This window comes from Pseudosulfitobacter sp. DSM 107133, assembly GCF_022788695.1.
Taxonomy (GTDB): domain Bacteria; phylum Pseudomonadota; class Alphaproteobacteria; order Rhodobacterales; family Rhodobacteraceae; genus Pseudosulfitobacter.
This window is the reverse complement of the sequence record NZ_CP085154.1, coordinates 626,067-641,839: the sequence shown is the minus strand read 5'-3', so window position 1 is coordinate 641,839 and position 15,773 is coordinate 626,067. Positions and strand designations below refer to the sequence as shown.

Below are 15,773 nucleotides of genomic sequence, written 5' to 3'. Positions count from 1 at the left end.
CAAAAGCGACCATCCATACCCTGGAAGACCGAAACTCACATGGTACGCCACTCACCACCTGCACAGGCTTAGTCAAGATAGTCTTCCGCGGGCACTCTCAAAAATCCAAACTGTTGGATGCGGATGAAACGAAACAGATGCATCGGAAATATTCAGGAGCTTATCTCTTTCAGCAGGCGCTGGATGTGTCTTGCCAACCCTACGGACTTGGGTCTTCCGTGAAATTGGTACTCCGTTCAGACCCGGCGGGAGGCTGAAGACATCGCCGCCCGTGACCAAGGGTTCATCGACGCTGACTACTACTGGCGGTGGCTGGCTGACTACATCGCTGGCCGCTGTACATGAGAAAACCTTCGGCTGGCTTCGTGCTGGCCGGGGGTGACCCACTTTGCTTTTTTTTGCCGTTGAGAAATATGCTGGCTTTTTCGAAAAGATGCCCGCTATCGTAGAAGAAACGCGGAGGTCGTCTTCCGGTCTGGAGGCTCACGTTGACCCGGAACAAAGGTGTTTGAGCTTGAAGAAGTTAAAGTATTTGGCCCTCATTCTGGCTTTGACGTCCTCCTTGGTGATGAACGTCGCGACGGTGGCATTCAGCTCATTCGCCTTGGCGGTTTCAGCGGTGTTTGAGGCAGTTACGGGAACATCAGCCGTCGCCTCTGAGCTCCGACGTCGCAGCACAATGAACGAGCGGCAAATCAAAGACCTTAAAGTCGATCTGGATGCAAAAGAGCGGAGGTCCGCGAAACTTACTGGGGAGTTGGCTCAAGTAAAGCAGCGTGCTTCCTCACTCTCCAATGACCTTGCTGTTTCTGAGACAAAGCGGAAGGCGCTGACCGAAGATATGTCGGCTAAGCGAAAGCAGGTTTCCGCGCTAACCGATGATCTCGCGGTGAGGGATCGACGTATCGCCCAGCTATCAGCTACCATCAATAATCCGCAAGTGACTTATCGGAGCCAGCGTCGCCCTCTCAATCAAGCTGTTGAGGACACGGTAGGCCGGATAACGAAGCGGACCGCGTTCGGGGCGAAGAGGAACGTAGCAGCAATATTCGGTGAGGGGTTACCTGTGGTCGGAGTTGGTGTCGCGGTTGCGGTCACGGGTTATGAACTCAAGGACAACTGCGATAACCTCAAAGACCTTCGCGAACTCGAGCTTTCGATCAACCCGTCGCTGGCATCGCCTGAAGGTGTGACGGAGGTCTGTGGTTTGCAGGTGCCATCTAAAGCGGAGGTATGGTCCACCGTGTCCAACTCGCCATCAACAGCATGGGCGACGACTAAGGAATACATGCCTAATCTTGGAGAACTGCACCTTCCAGATATCTCTGGCGGATGGGAAAAAGCCAAGGACGGTGGAGAGTTTCTTTGGACGGCAACTAAGGACACGGGCGCTACGATGAAGCTTGGTTTGGACTACAACATTCGCATGCTGCAAGAATTCTATCGTGGGCATACTGCCCCTGAGTAGGACACCTCGGCTGGCTGACGCTGGCCGGGGGGGGACTACTTCACTTTTTTTATCGACGGCCCCATGCAAGGATGGAGAAGTTATTTCTATTGGACAGGCGAGCAAAGCGGAGGTGACGAACTCGTCCCTTTAGTCCTCGCCCACCAGCAACCTCCACGGCTCAATTTCCAATGGTTCAGCCAGCTTCGCCAACACAGCGATCGTGGGATTCCTGATGCCTCGCTCGACTCCGCTGATGTAGGTTCGGTGCAGGCCGCACTCAAAGGCCAGAACCTCTTGAGAGAGCCCCGCAGCTTCACGATAGTGTTTGAGGTTTCGGCCCACGAGCCGCTGAATGGTCATGCCCGACCTAGGCTTGATTGCAGACTTTCATTCTACAGACTATGGGTCTCATTTGGGGCGCTTCGAAATTACGCGGGGCGGTTGACTGTTCGACAGGTTAGGTTCGTACTTTTGGGAGAAACTTATGAGTCGGTGACCTAGCGTCCTGCGCCTCTGTTTCGATCTGGCGATAGGACGGAAGCCGCCACGTGTTAAGTGAGGCCATGCCGTCGTTCCAGATCAAATCATCGGTCTTTCCAGGTGCGCAACGTTGAGTTCCGTCCCATACCGAAACAGACTCACCCTGAGCTGTGTGCGTATCGTTGATTGCGTGCGCGCAAACCGCTGACCAGAGCTCATCCGTGAGATCAAGGTCAGGATAAGCCGCCGTAACTTGATGGAAGCAGACTCTTTTCAGGTCAGTCGCGGACATACTGACATTTGGGTTTGCTAACCTATAGTACTTACCGTCTCGCCGCACGAAACGTTTGGCTATGAAACGTGCGAGTTCAGACTTTGTAGATTCTGGATCATGAAAGTCCTCTTCAGGTTCTGGAATGAACGTTATTTCTTCAACAGATGACTCCAAGGTTTCGTGAGCAACTTGACGTCTTTGCGGACGACGGCGTTTAGCAGGGTTCGAAAAGTTATCGTTATTGTTCATAGTAATCCTCGTTTCTTGTAAGCGTTCCCAGGAGGGCACTGTCGGTTCAGCTTGACGTCTTGGAGTTCCACGGGAGCAGATCGTCGATGGCGCTCTGTGGGTGACCATTGGCGATCGCTGTGAGGGTTGCCTTGAGATAGGCGAAGGGCTCGACGCCGTTGATCTTGCAGGTTTCGATCAGTGAGGCGATGCGGCCCCAGGCGATACCACCCTCGTCATGCCCAGCGAAGAGGGCGTTTTTCCGATTGAGGGTGATGGGGCGGATCAGGTTTTCGACGCGGTTGTTGTCGATCTCGACGCGCCCATCGGCCAAGAAGGTCTGCAGTCCGTCCCAGTGATTGTGGATGTAAGTCAGCTTTTCACCCAGCCGGGATTTGGCGGAGATCTTGCGGCGCTCAGCCTCCAGCCATTCACCGAATGCTGCGACCAGCGGGGCACTGCGGGCCTGACGGGCAGACAATCGCTGGCCGGGGGAGATGCCACGAATGTCAGCTTCGACGATATAGATTTCAGCGATGCGGCGCAGGCCTTCGGCGGCGATCTCTGAGCCATCGCGGTCAAAGACTTCCTTCAGCTTGCGGCGCGCATGCGCCCAGCAATGGGCCACCCGAATGGGGGCACCGCCCTTGCGCGTGGGTTTGGTCAGCCGGTTATAGCCCTGATAGCCGTCGATCTGCAGGATGCCGTCGAAGCCTGTCAGGAAGGTTTCGGCATTCGCGCCCGCCCGACCGGGGGCATAGAAGTAAACCACACCGGGCGGATCTTCACCGCCCCATGGTCGGTCATCGCGGGCCAGTGCCCAGAGATAGCCAGTTTTGGTTTTACCGCGCCCCGGATCCAGCACCGGGGCCGTGGTTTCGTCCATGAACAGTTTGTTGGATCGTTTCAGGTGTTCGGCCAGCCGGTCGACGACGGGCTTGAGGTGGAAGGCCGCCTTGCCGACCCAGTCCGCCAGCACAGCGCGGTGCAGATCAAGACCCGCACGCGCCAGGATCTGGCTTTGGCGGTATAATGGCAGATGATCCGCATACTTGCTGACCAGCACATTGGCGATGGTGGCCTCGGTCGGCAGGGCACCCATGATCAGATGCGATGGTGCGGGAGCCTGGGTCACGCCGTCGGTGCAGGTCCGGCAGGCGTATTTCGGGCGCACGGTGACAATGACGCGCAACTGCGCCGGCACGATGTCCAGCCGCTCACTGCGGTCTTCCCCGATCTTGTGCATGACGCCGCAGCCGCAAGGGCAGCTCAGGCTGTCAGGTTCGATGACTTCTTCGATGCGCGGCAGTGCGGCCGGTAGATTGCCGATGGTGCGCTTTGGCGCAGATTTGGTTGTCGTCTTGTCACCTGTCTGAGCGGCCAGTTGGTCCTTCTGCACCTCGACCTCAGCCAGGGCGATGGACAGATCCTCGAACGCCAGCTGCCGCTCATCCTCGGTCAGCTTTTCCGACCGTTTGCCATGTAGGGCATGGTTCAGCTCCGCAATCAGGTGCTCTTGCCGTTGGGTGATTTCCGTAAGCGCCGCTACCTTTTCCATCAACGCCAAAACCGCCGCACGCTGCGCAGCAGGGATGGTGGATAGGTCAATGGCGGGTGTCGTGATCATGCCATCAGGATACGATAAAACCCCATTAAAACACACAAAAGACAGCGGTTGATTCACTCTGCCGCAGCAGGTGGGCGCATCTCCAGAGCCTTGACCTTGCGCCAGTCCAGACCGGCAAACAGGGCCTCGAACTGGGCGTGGTTCAGCGCCATCATCCCGTCCTTGATCGCCGGCCAGGTGAAGGTCGCTTCTTCCAGCCGCTTATAAGCCATCACCAATCCGGTGCCGTCCCAATACAAAAGCTTCAGCCGATCCGCCCGGCGCGAGCGGAACACAAAAACCGTGCCGGTGAACGGATCCTTGCGCAGCACCGACGACACGATCGACGCCAGCCCATCATGACCTTTCCTGAAGTCCACAGGCTGCGTCGAGACCAGAACCCGCACACGGTTTGATGGGAACATCATGGCTGACCCTCGATTGCCCGCACGATCTCGGCAACCCGGGTCGAACTGGTCGTGCCATCGAGCCGGACTGTCACACGACCAATCGCAATCTCGATGGAGGTATGGGATGACTCGTCAGGCTTCGCGGACCGCCCCGCAACGGCCGACATATGCGCACAGCCGCCACCATCCGAGACTACGAGTGGCGCAAAACTAAAGGCGTCGTCATCGCCCGCAGGCAAAACCAACCGGCCATCGCGTGCTTGACTCCGCCATTCCGACAAATGGTTCGCCCGAAGCCCATACCGCGCCGCAACTGCATTCACGCTCACGCCCGGCTGCAAACTCTCAGCCACGATCCGTGCTTTGACCTCATTGGGCCACCGCTTCTGGCCATTGGCCCGTATCTCCACCCCGTAGTCCATGAGAAACTCTACCGTAGTCGCCATCGCGAAACTCCCGCCCAATATCCGTCAGAAACGGAGTCGCAGCTCAGGCGAAAACTGGGAAGGTGTTGTCCAGGCAACGCTTACCGTTTCTTGGCCATCATGCATTTAGAGTTGCAAATGCGCGGATGACTATTTGTTCCGCGCCAAAGATTTCGAACGCGGAAGGCTAATTTTTGAGTAAGGATTCAGAAACGGAAAATGACCCCTCACTAAGAGGAGTGGGTTTCATTTTTGAATGGTAATGCGAGATTTGAGCAATCTCAGAGAAGAAAGGCCCTAAGGGACCTCACCAACATACACTGATAATTTGCTCAACTAAGTGTCATGTTTCTCTCTGACGAAAATCTCACAGGGCTTGTAGTCTAGGACAGACTGCGAAGTCAAGTAGCCACCAACCGCCATCAAGTCGTTCGCCACCGCTGTCATAACCGGCGCTGTATCAACCCTGACCATCTCGACATTGGGGACCGGCGGGATAACCTGATTGATGAGCGGGAGAGGCAGGCGAACGGTGTGGACTGGTGTAGAGCGAAGGAAATGCTGGCAGAAACTGGGGTTTAAAGCCGGAAGACCCAAGATAAGCCCGGAAGATGCCGGATGGACGATCAGCCTTAAAAATATGGCGATGTGCGTGGCGCAGGGCCTGACTGTGGCAAATCGGCACTGCCAAATAAACTTCGCACCCCCAAAGGAAAACATCAGGGCTGCAAATCGGCACGCCATAAAAATAAGGGGTTTGAGATTTTAAGGTGGGCGGGAAATCAGACATTTCTCCAAAAAGCGCCCACCTTGGCCAAACACCTTTAAAATATAGGCATGAGGCGATTTTGGGGAAATTGGGCAATCGCCAAGGTGGGCGCTTTAAACTGCGTTGAAATCGGATTTGAACGATAATATCGTGGCTCGTGAAATGCTACCTTTAGCCTAGGTGCCGTCTCCCAAGTCATTCAACATGTCCCATTGATGTCCGAACGGAACTGCTTCCGGAAAAGCTCGATAGAACGCCCGCTCGAACTGCACGCGGTCTCTGGCTGCGGACCCGATGCCGATCACCTGCCATAGATGTTGTCTTAGCGCGTCAATGCCAACTTCATCTGTCAAGAACTGATAAAGTTTGTAACGCCGCGAACCACCAGCGTAAATCACTGGGTTCTTTTCATCCAGCAGTTCCAATATCCCGCCACGACTATGGGCGAGAGGGAAGTACACGAACTTTCTAATGAAGTGGCCGAAGAATTGCGGATGTCGAGAAGATTTAGGGTCCTTCCGTCGCAGGCCGTAGAGGGCATAGATCATGTCGAAAAATTTGCTTGGATACTCATCACTCCACTGCTGAACCTCTTCCGCAATGAAGCTTTGGAAGAGCTGCCTGTATTCATCTTTTCTTTTGTCGACGTAGCCTACGGCCTCATCGACGAGCGCAATTATCCCCAGCTTTGCGCAGGAACGGACTATAAGCTCGGCTTGCAAAGCAAGGAAAACCTGTGAAGTGTGCAGCCGTCCTTCGTTTTTTGCGACGATAAGTGCGTCGCAAACTTCTATAAGATCTTCAACGCTGTACCCATCAACGAAATCGTGGGTCAAGCCTTTAAAATGTATTGGATTTTCGATCCTTTCCACCAGTTTTTCGGGCAAACCGGATCGTATACCTTTGCGGGTCATGGTGCGCATGAACGCATTGCCGCCCTCGGATTTCAGGCCAAGCGCCGCAGCCATACCTTTCTTGCTGATTAGTCGTCGTTCGTCGTTGAGCCGATATACATCCAGTGGAATATCTCCAATTTTCAGCACCCCGTCGCTCATGGCTTCCGGCATTCGATCCGGGTCCTTTAGCTTTGCCCAACGCGCGCGGGCAGCAGCTTTGGCAATATTGCTTCTCTGCTCTGACGTGAGCTTCGCAGCACGAGCATTGCCACCCGCCGATCCAATGTCCTTTGTCAAATCGCTCTCCATGCTTGCATCTTATGGCAACTTACATGCTTGCAATATGCTTGCAAAGTGATTCTTTATGATGCTTGCAATTTTGCGGATGTTTGCACGGGGTCAGCAAATTTCGATCCAACGCAATAGCGGGTGCAGTGTTATTCGCTGTATGCTAAGTTCAACAAAGTAAGGGAATTGTGTTCATGTCGCTAACAGATGTACAGCGGGAAAAGCTGCACCCAGAATGGCAGAAATTCACAGATAGTGAAGAAGAACAACGGCTTATGGTTCTTGATGTACGCATAGAACGTCAGAAACGCATTCTGGCTGACAGCATAGCCGAGCGGCGGAAAATTATGATGCGCGCAATCCGCAGGATGCGCCGATCCAAGGGGAAGACATGATGGCGGGCAAGATCTATGTCGCCGCCCGGGTCTTCAAGTTCTCGATGTCACGTGAGATTTCTTCGATCGACCGTGTTTCCCGCGCTGCTGAGGGTGTGGTGTCCAAACTCGGTTCGATCGCAGGCTGAGTGCCTTTCAACGCATCCTTTATCTCAGTCAGTAGAAAGATCGCGCGGTCGGCAGCGAGAAACAGAACGCCAGAGATCAAAGCTGCAATAGCCGGTGAAATAAGGATCAATGCTTCCGCAGCGATAGCTACAACAATGCAGAGTGCGGCAACTGCAAAAGCGGCCCAAGCGAAGAGGCGAAGAGAAAGCATATCAGGTCTCCAGTGAAGCGGATTGGTTCATTTGTTGGCGAGGTCGCCTCTTAGATAGATTTATCAGCGATTGTGCTCGGGGGCCAGGCGGGCTGCTCACCCCCACTTGTGGCCTGACCAAATAACTTCCCCGACAATGTTCTGCGAGATGTCATTCATGGACTCGGCCGTGATGTATTCGGGCGCGAACTCTTTCTGGTTGGGGTTGTCGGAGCGGATAATGATTGCTGCATTTGGAACAAGTTCAAGACGTTTGATCCGAGTGCCATCGCCAGGGTGGTTATAGACATAAATGCGACCAGATCGGATATCGCGTTTGCGACGATCGATCATCACGAGATCGCCATCATAAATGCTGGGCTCCATGCTCTGGCCGCGCGCATTGATGAGAACGCAGGCGCTAGGCTGGATGCCATTCTGAAGGAGCCAGGCTTTTGAAAAGGCCAGATGATCGATTGGTGGAAGATCCAAGTTGACATAGCCTCCACCTGCGGCAGCCTGCGCTTCGTGGCGTGCCACAGTCGCAAATTTCCGACCATCGATGAGTGTAGTGTCAACTGCATCTAATTCGCTTGGTCCATCCGGGTTTCCGAGAACAAGTGTTTCACCAATCTCAGCGAGAATGGCGTTCAGACGTTCAACCGAAGGCATGCTTCCTTTGCGCAAATTCTTGAAGAGAGCGTTACTACTTCCCACGGCATTTGCGAACTCAGCCTCGCTCTTTCCTGACAAGCTGACATGCTTTTCCATCTTCTGAAGAAGGCTGGAAACGCTGGCAGCTTTGTCTGTTAGGTCAAGTCGCATTCAGACAAGATAAAGTTATCTGGATGATTCGGGAATGGATATTATTATCTTGATTGAGATAAGATTATCCGTATGCTCGGTCTCATGAACACAGAGCCGTATAAATATCTCCTCGACCTGGCCGATGCCTATGCACTGCATGCGAATGTAACACATTGGCGTGTTTCGTTCCTCGTCCGAGGCGACGGGCAGTTCTTTGAGCGTTTGCGCAAAGGAGGCGGGTGCACAGTCAAAACCGCCCAGAAGGTCCACCAATGGTTCTCAGACCACTGGCCCGCCGATCTGACATGGCCCAGCGACATCCCCCGTCCCCGCAAGAAGAAGGACGCGGCATGATGCAGGATTATTCCTATCAGGCACAGCATCCCGCCGACGCAGTGCGGGGAGCCCTCGGTCAATTGAGCGAGGCGCAGCGCCTCGCGTTGGCCATCGAGATCGTAAATGGCGCGGTCGAGACGAACTCTGTTTTCCATCTGATCCGCCTTGAGCGAACGGCTGCCTCAGTCGTGGAGCAATTGACCCGCAGCAAATTCATGGACGAGGAGACGAAGAGATGTCTGTAGCAGAGAAGACCTATCCCTACCAACCCGCTCGCCGTCAGCCAAAGGATGATAAGTGTGTCGCTGGGCTTGAACGGCGGATCAAAAAGCTCGAGGGACGTGTCAGCGACATCACCGCCTGCCTCGCTCTTTTCGTGATCGGCTATGTGCTCGTCGTTTGCGCGGGGGTGCTGTCATGAGCCGCTCTCCCGTACAGTCCTTTGCCGATCTCAAAGACGCGCTTACCCAGATGGTGTCGCTCGACAGCCAGATGGAAGACGACAAGCTGAACCAAGAGGTTGGTCTGGTCAACGAATGGGATGATCAGGCGAACCGGGCGATGGCCGCATTCTCGGAACTGATGCTTCAGGAGGATGCCCTGCGCGACATCGAGGCGCTGATCGCCACCACCTATGGTGGGGAGCCCGACTGATGCATGCAGCCAAGCTTTCCTCTGATCGTCTGAGCCGGGTCAATCGGTTGTTGTCCGATCGCAAGCCGCATTCGACACGCGACATCATGCGGCGCACCCATGTCTGCGCCATCAACACCTGCGTGTCAGAGCTGCGCCAGCTCGGGGCCGACATCAAGTGCGAGCGCAAGCACGTCAATGGCCGGTTCATCTTCTACTACACGATGCTGACACCGCCGGATGACGCCTCCGAAACAGACCAACCTCTTAACTTCACGGATGATGTATGACTGACACGCCCACCCCTCCAGCAGCTTCCCAATCTCACGACCTGCGCAGCATCACTGTCGCCCTGATTGAGGTCGAGGGCCGGATGCGCCCGGCACGCGCCGACCGTGTCGAAGTGCTGAAGCAAGATATCGACTGCAACGGTTTGACGCATCCACTGTTGGTTGTGCGCAAAGGGCAGAAGTATCGCTTGGTGGCTGGCTTGCAGCGCCTTGAGGCCATCCGGGCGCTGCGCTGGGCCGAGGTGCCGGTGACTGTATTGCCCGAAGACACCCCAGCTGCCGATCTGCGGTTTGCCGAGATCATGGAGAACATCAACCGCGAAGAGCTGACCAAGCTTGAGCGGGCTGAGCATCTGGCTGCGCTGAAGGCGACGTGGGAAGAAATGAACCCGGCTGCCCGGCATGGTGGCGACCGGCGCAGTGCAAATGTGCGCTTGGTCAAAGAGGCTGAGAATGCGGATGAAAACCAAAGTCCCATTTTGGGACTTTGGTCTGGGATTGCCGAAAAGACTGGGCTCTCAAGAACGGCATTCTTCCGCGCCATCGAAATTGCCAACGGCCTCTTCCCGTCGATTAAAGACCGCATCCGCGAGACATGGATCGCCGATCATCAAGCCGGGCTGCAAGCCTTGGCCAAGGTGCCCGCAGATGTCCAGGAGCGGGCTTGCGATGCGCTGCTCGCCGATCCACCGCAGGCTAGCTCGGTTGCGGATGCCTTGCTGATGGCACAGGGTCGCGCGCTGCCAAAGAACGACGACAAGCATTACCACCGCGTGACGCGCCTGTCGACCAAAAGCCGCCGTGCCTTCATCGACGAGCACAAGCGCGAAATCCTCGAGCACGCCCGTGCGCAAGGTTGGAGCCTCTGATGCTTTGGGTTTCGGCACAGCAAATCGCAGATGCGGCGGCGGCGGGCCTGATGCCCGGCCTGCCGACTGCCAAGCGGCGGGTGAATGAACTTGCCGTGCGCGAACGCTGGGCTGAAACCGGGCTTAGCCGGGTGCGGGAAGGTCGCGAAGGCGGCGGGGGGCTGGAATACCACATTGATGTGCTGCCGGCACCCGCACGGGCAGCTTGGCTTGCCAGTCACCTGTCCGTCGCCGCGCAGGATTTGCGCCCTGTTGTTACAGATACCGCGATTGATCAGACGGCCGATGCCCGCGCTGTACTCTTGAGCTTGGTTCAGAAGTTCCAACTCGAAAATGCGCTGCCGCAGACCGCAGCCGATGCGATGTTTGCAGAGCTGTTCACGAGCGGTTCAATCGCACTTCCAACATGGATTAAAGAGGCCGTGCCCAGCGTGTCCGCCCGATCAATTGCGCGCTGGCGCAAAGCTTCGATCGAGGGGGGGTCAACATCGCGCCGAGGGCGCCCGAAGGGATCGGGCATATTGGACGTTGCCCATGACGGCGAAGTACGGGCCATGATCCTTGCCGCAATTGCAAAGCAACCTTTCCTGTCAGCCAAACATGTGCGGATCCTTGTGAAGGACAAGTTCGGGAAATCCCTGACCACCGTTTGCGCGAAGACAGGGGATGAGAAGACCGTCGCTCTGCCCACCATTCGGGTATTCCAGACAGTGATCACCCGTTGGAAGGCCGAGTTCCGCAACGAGTTGATGCGGCTGACCAACCCGGACGGTTACCGGTCGCATATCCGGTTCTCTGCGACGGGCAGCCAGACGGCTCAGCGTCTCAATGAAATCTGGCAGGTCGATGCGTCACCGGCGGATGTCATGCTGAAAGGTGGCCGGTATTCGATCTACATGGCGGTCGATGTCTATTCCCGCCGTGCCATCGTTCTGGTCAGCAAGACACCGCGTGCGTCCGCCGTCGGTCTCCTGATCCGTAAATGCATCATGGCGTGGGGTGTGCCCGAGAAAATCCACACCGACAACGGGTCGGATTTTGTGGCCAAACAGACCAAACGATTGTTTGCAGCGTTGCAGATCACGGTCGAACTCAGCGACGCATACGAGCCAACCGACAAGGGTATCGTAGAGCGGACCATCGGCACTTATCAACGCGACATCGCGGTCTGCCCCGGCTTCATCGGTCACTCGGTTGCCGATCGCAAGATCATCGAGCAGCGCAAGGCCTTCGACAAGCGTCTCGGGGCGACGGATGAGACCCTCTACGATGTCGATATGGACTTTGCGGAGTTCCAGGAATGGAGCGATATTTGGGCTGCTGACATGTACGGTCGGGATCAGCACTCGGCCCTCAAGAAACGTACACCATTCGAAGTTGCGGCGTCCTACGCAGGTCCGGTTCGCAAGATCGAGCATGAGGCCGCGCTTGACGTTCTGCTGGCCCCGATCGCGTCGAACGGTGGCCTGCGCCATGTGACCAAACAGGGTGTGCGTGTCGATGGTGCCTATTACCTGCCGATGTCGGCCATGCCTGGCGACGAGGTTCTGGTGCGTATGGACCCCGCCGACATGGGGCGGATCATGCTCTTTGATCCGGAGACCGAAAGCTATCTGGGCGAAGCGTTGAATGCTGATCTCGCGGGGCTGAACCCTGCCGAAGTCATCGCCAAAGCCAAGGCTATGCAGCGCGCCTTTGAGGATGAAAAGCTTACGGACATCCGCCGTGCCAGCCGCAAGATTGGCAAACGGGATGTCGCCGACGCAATGCGCCGCGATGCCGCCGAGAAAGCCGGTGTCATGGTCGCCTTTCCAAAAGCCCGTGAGATCTACACGACGCCCGCGCTGGAGGCGGCTCGGGACGCCTCGCAGCCGCGGCCCGCTGAGGCGCAACAGAGCCGCGTTTCAGACGACGCTTTGGCCGCGATCCGAGCGGAGCACAAGCGCACCGCCGAGGTGCTGGTCAAACCCGAAACACCAAAGGAACGGTTCCGCCGCTTCCTCGTGTTGGAACAGCGCATCAAGGCCGGTGAGCCCGTGCTGCCGGAAGAGCACAAGGCGCTCGAGGCCTATCAGCGCCTGCCCGAATACATCGGGCACATGAAGATTTTTGAAGATTTCAGCTGGGGCATGTTCGGCTGATTTAGGTGTCACCGGCGGCGTTGCAGGCCGACCGGTGACGATAGTGAAGGTGAGGGAAGAATGACAGAAGAAGTGAGGCATAACAACTCTGTTGCACCGCTGCGCAACGTCGTCGCGCTGGTGGAGCTGATCGAGCGGGTCAATCAACGCGGTCCAGGGCTTCCGGGACTGGGGGTATTCTACGGATGGTCCGGGTATGGAAAGACAACGGCAGCGGTCTACGCTGCGAACCGGTTTCGCGCCTATCAGGTCGAAGTCAAATCGGTCTGGACCAAGAAAAAGCTTTGCACAGAAATCCTGCGCGATATGGGCGTCCTGCCTGCAAAGACGATCTCGGACATGGTGGATCAGATCGCCCAAGAGCTTGCGCGCAACAGCCGCCCGCTCATCATCGATGAGATCGACCACCTGGTCGACCGCAACATGATCGAAATCGTGCGCGACATCCACGAAAGTTCCGGAGCCACGATCATCCTGATCGGCGAAGAGAAACTGCCACGCAAGTTGATGGCTTGGGAGCGGGTTCACGGGCGCATCCTTGATTGGGTCGCGGCAGAAGAAGGGCAGATCGACGATGTCGGATACCTGGCCGCAATTTATTGCCCAAACGTCAGCCTGGCCGAGGATCTGAAGCTTCAGGTGCTCGAAGAGTCTCATCGTTCGATCCGGCGGATTTCGATCAACCTTGAGCGGATCAAGGAATTCGCGCTGACACGCGGCCTGAAGTCCATCAGCCGGGCAGACTGGGGCAATCAGCCCCTCTTCACCGGTGAAGCACCAACCCCTCGGAGGGCACCGAAATGAGCCGGATTTCCGCCACAGAAGCTGCCGCCTCGCGAGAACCGCAGGGCCGTCAACCGCTCTGGGAAGAGATGGTCAAGTTCAATGGAGAGCCGTTCACCATAACGGACATTCATGACCAGACCTATGTGAGCCGGCACACCATTCGCAGTTACCTGAAATCGCTGGTTCTGGCTGAATATGTCGAACGGATCGAACCCCCGGAAGGCGCTATACGTGAAGAGGCTGCAATCCGGTTCAAGATCATCGCAGATCCCGTTCCCTATCATGCACCGCGACTGAGCCGCGAGGGCAAGCCGGTTGTTCAAGGTGGTGGCGTCGAGAACATGTGGCGCACGATGCGGATGCTGGGCCAATTCTCTCCCCGCGACCTCGCCGCCCATGCCACCACCGATATTGTCAACGTCAGCGATACGACAGCGAAATCCTATTGCAGCTTGTTGCTACAGGCAGGGTTCTTGAAGGTGGTCAGCAAAGCGCAACCGCCCAAGAAACAGGCCGTCTATCGGTTGATCCGCAACACGGGCCCGAACCCGCCAATGATCCAGCGCACCAAGCAGGTGTTCGACCCGAATACCCAGAAAGCCTATCCGGTTGGGGGGCAGTCATGAGCGGGCCCGTCGAAATCGCAAAAACAGCATGGGGCGAAGATTTGCCCGATTGGGTTCTGGCGTTGGCCGAAGCCTGTGCGCGGACAAGCCAGAACCGCGTTGCCGAAGACCTGGGCCGCTCGGCCTCGCTGGTGAGCAACGTTCTGCGGCGCAAGTACCCTGGGAACATGGCAGCCATCGAAGAGCGCGTGCGCGGTGTCTTCATGTCAGTTGTGATCTCTTGCCCCGTACTGGGCGAACTGCCGACCGACAGGTGCCAGATGTGGCGGCAACGGGCGCAGCATTTGCAGACGCACAACACCCACCGCGTTCGCATGTATCGCGCTTGCCGGAGCTGCCCACGTTACCTCGAGGAGGAACAATTGTGACCAGCCTTACCAACGAAATCGTCGCCATGGCCAAAAAGCGCACACCGCCCAGGCAGATTGCTTCAACGCTGCGCATCCACCCGAACACGGTTTACCAGGCGATCCGGGATGCGCGCCGTCGCGGGCATGACATCCCGCAATTCAAAACGACCCGAAAGCCGAAGGCCGTGGATGTCGTTCTTCCAACAAAGCAGATCGTGCTGCCTCTCCGTTTGCATTCCCTGCTTGCTGCCGAAGCTGAGCGGCGGGGGCAGACGCCAACCGAAGCCGCGCAGCGGCTGCTTGAAAAGGCCCTGCTGGGCACCGTGGTGAAATCATGAAGGACATCCAGCAGCTAACTGAAGCGGAGATCCTACGCCTCGCTGCCAGCGGCGTTGCGAAGGTCGATTTGATGGGCCCGCGCGGTACCACGCTTTGCACGATGGACGAGATCGAAGCCATGGCCGCGCTGATCGTACTGGCGGGCGCGCTGCCGGGCTATCCGACCGACGCAGAGCGGCAACCCAGATTTGCGGCGTTGGAGGCTTCATCATGATGGAGCCGAGCCAACCGCAAGTTTGGAGTGAGATGTATTTCGGGCGCGATCGGGAGGTGGTCGGGCGGATTATCCGCAAGGGCGCGGCCGGGTTTACGCATCAGGACCTCGTCATTGCCGAGGTCAATCCAAAGCTTCCGGACGGCGATCAGATCGCCGCCGATATAGCCACCGCACTCAATTCGAAATTCACATAGGAGACACCTCATGACTGAGTTCACACCCGCACCCATCCCGGACGGCAAGCGCGAGATCGACGGGAAAATCTATATCGGCGACGGCAAAGGGGGCCTGTCGCCAATTGAGATGGTCAAGCCGCAACATCTTCTGGAAGACGAAATGGTCCGCAAAGTGATGGGCTTTCTGGTTGGCGCCAGCGAGCAAATCGGACGCCTCAAGGCACATACGATCGAAGATATCGACAGCTTCGTGGCGATGCTCCAGCAAGAGTACGAAGTCCAGCCAGGCGGCAAGAAAGGCAACATGACCTTTCACTCGCATGACGGCCTTTACAAGATCGAGGTGCGCATCAACGACTTTGTCGATTTTGGGCCTGAGCTTCAGGTCGCCAAGGATCTTGTCGACGAATGCCTCAACGAATGGTCATCCGATGCCCGCCCCGAAATCCGGGCTATCGTCACCAATGCCTTTCACACCGAGCAGGCCGGAAAGGTAAACCGCAGCGAGCTGATCAAGTTGACCCGCTTGCCCATCGATGACCCTCGCTGGCAGCGGGGGATGATGGCAATCCGGGATGCGCAGCGCGTGATCGGAACCAAGCAATATGTGCGCGGCTATCGCCGTGAAACCTTCGATGGCGCATGGCAGGCGGTCAGCATCGATATGGCGAAGGCGTGAATGCG

General features: G+C 56.8%; 24 protein-coding genes. 15 read left to right on the top strand and 9 right to left on the bottom strand.

Annotated elements, in window-relative coordinates:
• The first annotated feature begins 514 nt into the window (after nt 1-514).
• Nucleotides 515-1,468: a hypothetical protein gene (locus DSM107133_RS03150; protein ID WP_162791986.1), complete on the top strand. Its 954-nt coding sequence runs from the start codon at nt 515-517 to the stop codon at nt 1,466-1,468.
• Nucleotides 1,469-1,597: 129 nt separating this feature from the next.
• Here the strand turns inward: DSM107133_RS03150 and DSM107133_RS03145 are convergent, their stop codons facing one another.
• The 7 genes from DSM107133_RS03145 to DSM107133_RS03115 form a co-directional block, all read right to left on the bottom strand.
• A complete protein-coding gene (locus tag DSM107133_RS03145; protein ID WP_114292557.1) occupies nt 1,598-1,810 on the bottom strand; it encodes a helix-turn-helix transcriptional regulator in 213 nt (70 codons plus the stop codon).
• Between the two features lie 97 nt (nt 1,811-1,907).
• Nucleotides 1,908-2,453, bottom strand: a complete 546-nt coding sequence (locus DSM107133_RS03140) for a hypothetical protein (RefSeq protein WP_162791987.1) — start codon at nt 2,451-2,453, stop codon at nt 1,908-1,910.
• Nucleotides 2,454-2,499: 46 nt separating this feature from the next.
• Complete coding sequence (locus tag DSM107133_RS03135) at nt 2,500-4,059, bottom strand: IS66 family transposase (RefSeq protein WP_114294069.1); 1,560 nt, start codon at nt 4,057-4,059, stop codon at nt 2,500-2,502.
• Nucleotides 4,060-4,112: 53 nt separating this feature from the next.
• The gene (gene tnpB / locus DSM107133_RS03130) at nt 4,113-4,466 is read right to left on the bottom strand and encodes an IS66 family insertion sequence element accessory protein TnpB (protein WP_067629907.1); all 354 of its coding nucleotides are present in this window, start codon (nt 4,464-4,466) and stop codon (nt 4,113-4,115) included.
• Nucleotides 4,463-4,894 (bottom strand): transposase, encoded by a 432-nt coding sequence (locus DSM107133_RS03125; RefSeq protein WP_114294068.1) that lies wholly within the window; start codon nt 4,892-4,894, stop codon nt 4,463-4,465. Before DSM107133_RS03125 ends, tnpB begins: the two co-directional genes overlap by 4 nt.
• 439 nt (nt 4,895-5,333) lie before the next feature.
• Nucleotides 5,334-5,663 carry a hypothetical protein gene (locus DSM107133_RS03120; RefSeq protein WP_240310440.1) on the bottom strand — a complete coding sequence of 110 codons (330 nt, stop codon included), beginning with the start codon at nt 5,661-5,663 and terminating at the stop codon, nt 5,334-5,336.
• A gap of 155 nt (nt 5,664-5,818) precedes the next feature.
• Nucleotides 5,819-6,847, bottom strand: coding sequence for a P63C domain-containing protein (locus DSM107133_RS03115; protein ID WP_114292447.1), 1,029 nt, complete (start codon nt 6,845-6,847; stop codon nt 5,819-5,821).
• 173 nt (nt 6,848-7,020) lie between these two features.
• Between DSM107133_RS03115 and DSM107133_RS03110 the strand changes: the two genes are divergently transcribed.
• Nucleotides 7,021-7,221 carry a hypothetical protein gene (locus DSM107133_RS03110; RefSeq protein ID WP_114292446.1) on the top strand — a complete coding sequence of 67 codons (201 nt, stop codon included), beginning with the start codon at nt 7,021-7,023 and terminating at the stop codon, nt 7,219-7,221.
• A gap of 13 nt (nt 7,222-7,234) precedes the next feature.
• Here the strand turns inward: DSM107133_RS03110 and DSM107133_RS03105 are convergent, their stop codons facing one another.
• A complete protein-coding gene (locus tag DSM107133_RS03105; protein ID WP_114292445.1) occupies nt 7,235-7,540 on the bottom strand; it encodes a hypothetical protein in 306 nt (101 codons plus the stop codon).
• Between the two features lie 96 nt (nt 7,541-7,636).
• Entirely contained in the window at nt 7,637-8,344 is a 708-nt protein-coding gene (locus DSM107133_RS03100) for a S24/S26 family peptidase (protein ID WP_114292444.1), read from the bottom strand.
• Between the two features lie 332 nt (nt 8,345-8,676).
• On the opposite strand from DSM107133_RS03100, the gene DSM107133_RS03095 reads away from it, so the two are divergent.
• From DSM107133_RS03095 to DSM107133_RS03035, 13 genes are read left to right on the top strand one after another with little or no spacing between them, the layout of a single operon-like run.
• Nucleotides 8,677-8,907, top strand: coding sequence for a hypothetical protein (locus DSM107133_RS03095; RefSeq protein WP_114292442.1), 231 nt, complete (start codon nt 8,677-8,679; stop codon nt 8,905-8,907).
• Nucleotides 8,898-9,083 carry a hypothetical protein gene (locus tag DSM107133_RS03090; protein ID WP_114292441.1) on the top strand — a complete coding sequence of 62 codons (186 nt, stop codon included), beginning with the start codon at nt 8,898-8,900 and terminating at the stop codon, nt 9,081-9,083. Before DSM107133_RS03095 ends, DSM107133_RS03090 begins: the two co-directional genes overlap by 10 nt.
• Nucleotides 9,080-9,316 (top strand): hypothetical protein, encoded by a 237-nt coding sequence (locus DSM107133_RS03085; protein WP_162791975.1) that lies wholly within the window; start codon nt 9,080-9,082, stop codon nt 9,314-9,316. The genes DSM107133_RS03090 and DSM107133_RS03085 overlap by 4 nt, the downstream gene beginning before the upstream one ends.
• The gene (locus DSM107133_RS03080) at nt 9,316-9,585 is read left to right on the top strand and encodes a hypothetical protein (protein ID WP_114292439.1); all 270 of its coding nucleotides are present in this window, start codon (nt 9,316-9,318) and stop codon (nt 9,583-9,585) included. The genes DSM107133_RS03085 and DSM107133_RS03080 overlap by 1 nt, the downstream gene beginning before the upstream one ends.
• Nucleotides 9,582-10,454, top strand: coding sequence for a ParB N-terminal domain-containing protein (locus tag DSM107133_RS03075; protein ID WP_114292438.1), 873 nt, complete (start codon nt 9,582-9,584; stop codon nt 10,452-10,454). The genes DSM107133_RS03080 and DSM107133_RS03075 overlap by 4 nt, the downstream gene beginning before the upstream one ends.
• Complete coding sequence (locus DSM107133_RS03070; protein WP_114292437.1) at nt 10,454-12,595, top strand: DDE-type integrase/transposase/recombinase; 2,142 nt, start codon at nt 10,454-10,456, stop codon at nt 12,593-12,595. The genes DSM107133_RS03075 and DSM107133_RS03070 overlap by 1 nt, the downstream gene beginning before the upstream one ends.
• Nucleotides 12,596-12,655: 60 nt before the next feature.
• Complete coding sequence (locus DSM107133_RS03065; protein WP_114292436.1) at nt 12,656-13,399, top strand: ATP-binding protein; 744 nt, start codon at nt 12,656-12,658, stop codon at nt 13,397-13,399.
• Entirely contained in the window at nt 13,396-14,007 is a 612-nt protein-coding gene (locus tag DSM107133_RS03060) for a hypothetical protein (RefSeq protein ID WP_114292435.1), read from the top strand. The genes DSM107133_RS03065 and DSM107133_RS03060 overlap by 4 nt, the downstream gene beginning before the upstream one ends.
• Nucleotides 14,004-14,375, top strand: coding sequence for a hypothetical protein (locus tag DSM107133_RS03055; protein WP_114292434.1), 372 nt, complete (start codon nt 14,004-14,006; stop codon nt 14,373-14,375). The genes DSM107133_RS03060 and DSM107133_RS03055 overlap by 4 nt, the downstream gene beginning before the upstream one ends.
• Nucleotides 14,372-14,695, top strand: coding sequence for a helix-turn-helix domain-containing protein (locus DSM107133_RS03050; protein ID WP_114292433.1), 324 nt, complete (start codon nt 14,372-14,374; stop codon nt 14,693-14,695). Before DSM107133_RS03055 ends, DSM107133_RS03050 begins: the two co-directional genes overlap by 4 nt.
• Nucleotides 14,692-14,910, top strand: a complete 219-nt coding sequence (locus tag DSM107133_RS03045) for a hypothetical protein (protein WP_114292432.1) — start codon at nt 14,692-14,694, stop codon at nt 14,908-14,910. The genes DSM107133_RS03050 and DSM107133_RS03045 overlap by 4 nt, the downstream gene beginning before the upstream one ends.
• Nucleotides 14,907-15,107, top strand: a complete 201-nt coding sequence (locus DSM107133_RS03040; protein WP_114292431.1) for a hypothetical protein — start codon at nt 14,907-14,909, stop codon at nt 15,105-15,107. Before DSM107133_RS03045 ends, DSM107133_RS03040 begins: the two co-directional genes overlap by 4 nt.
• 10 nt (nt 15,108-15,117) lie before the next feature.
• Nucleotides 15,118-15,768, top strand: a complete 651-nt coding sequence (locus DSM107133_RS03035) for a DUF3164 family protein (RefSeq protein ID WP_114292430.1) — start codon at nt 15,118-15,120, stop codon at nt 15,766-15,768.
• Nucleotides 15,769-15,773 lie beyond the last annotated feature (5 nt).

Bases quoted from the DNA above. Each gene is read 5' to 3' on its own strand.
- DSM107133_RS03035 (WP_114292430.1), top strand. From the start codon at position 15,118: ATGACTGAGTTCACACCCGCACCCATCCCGGACGGCAAGCGCGAGATC.
- DSM107133_RS03040 (WP_114292431.1), top strand. From the start codon at position 14,907: ATGATGGAGCCGAGCCAACCGCAAGTTTGGAGTGAGATGTATTTCGGG.
- DSM107133_RS03110 (WP_114292446.1), top strand. From the start codon at position 7,021: ATGTCGCTAACAGATGTACAGCGGGAAAAGCTGCACCCAGAATGGCAG.
- DSM107133_RS03045 (WP_114292432.1), top strand. From the start codon at position 14,692: ATGAAGGACATCCAGCAGCTAACTGAAGCGGAGATCCTACGCCTCGCT.
- DSM107133_RS03140 (WP_162791987.1), bottom strand. From the start codon at position 2,453: ATGAACAATAACGATAACTTTTCGAACCCTGCTAAACGCCGTCGTCCG.
- DSM107133_RS03060 (WP_114292435.1), top strand. From the start codon at position 13,396: ATGAGCCGGATTTCCGCCACAGAAGCTGCCGCCTCGCGAGAACCGCAG.
- DSM107133_RS03145 (WP_114292557.1), bottom strand. From the start codon at position 1,810: ATGACCATTCAGCGGCTCGTGGGCCGAAACCTCAAACACTATCGTGAA.
- DSM107133_RS03095 (WP_114292442.1), top strand. From the start codon at position 8,677: ATGATGCAGGATTATTCCTATCAGGCACAGCATCCCGCCGACGCAGTG.
- DSM107133_RS03080 (WP_114292439.1), top strand. From the start codon at position 9,316: ATGCATGCAGCCAAGCTTTCCTCTGATCGTCTGAGCCGGGTCAATCGG.
- DSM107133_RS03070 (WP_114292437.1), top strand. From the start codon at position 10,454: ATGCTTTGGGTTTCGGCACAGCAAATCGCAGATGCGGCGGCGGCGGGC.
- DSM107133_RS03075 (WP_114292438.1), top strand. From the start codon at position 9,582: ATGACTGACACGCCCACCCCTCCAGCAGCTTCCCAATCTCACGACCTG.
- DSM107133_RS03100 (WP_114292444.1), bottom strand. From the start codon at position 8,344: ATGCGACTTGACCTAACAGACAAAGCTGCCAGCGTTTCCAGCCTTCTT.
- DSM107133_RS03090 (WP_114292441.1), top strand. From the start codon at position 8,898: ATGTCTGTAGCAGAGAAGACCTATCCCTACCAACCCGCTCGCCGTCAG.
- DSM107133_RS03115 (WP_114292447.1), bottom strand. From the start codon at position 6,847: ATGGAGAGCGATTTGACAAAGGACATTGGATCGGCGGGTGGCAATGCT.
- DSM107133_RS03055 (WP_114292434.1), top strand. From the start codon at position 14,004: ATGAGCGGGCCCGTCGAAATCGCAAAAACAGCATGGGGCGAAGATTTG.
- DSM107133_RS03065 (WP_114292436.1), top strand. From the start codon at position 12,656: ATGACAGAAGAAGTGAGGCATAACAACTCTGTTGCACCGCTGCGCAAC.
- DSM107133_RS03085 (WP_162791975.1), top strand. From the start codon at position 9,080: ATGAGCCGCTCTCCCGTACAGTCCTTTGCCGATCTCAAAGACGCGCTT.
- DSM107133_RS03105 (WP_114292445.1), bottom strand. From the start codon at position 7,540: ATGCTTTCTCTTCGCCTCTTCGCTTGGGCCGCTTTTGCAGTTGCCGCA.
- DSM107133_RS03135 (WP_114294069.1), bottom strand. From the start codon at position 4,059: ATGATCACGACACCCGCCATTGACCTATCCACCATCCCTGCTGCGCAG.
- tnpB (WP_067629907.1), bottom strand. From the start codon at position 4,466: ATGATGTTCCCATCAAACCGTGTGCGGGTTCTGGTCTCGACGCAGCCT.
- DSM107133_RS03125 (WP_114294068.1), bottom strand. From the start codon at position 4,894: ATGGCGACTACGGTAGAGTTTCTCATGGACTACGGGGTGGAGATACGG.
- DSM107133_RS03120 (WP_240310440.1), bottom strand. From the start codon at position 5,663: ATGTCTGATTTCCCGCCCACCTTAAAATCTCAAACCCCTTATTTTTAT.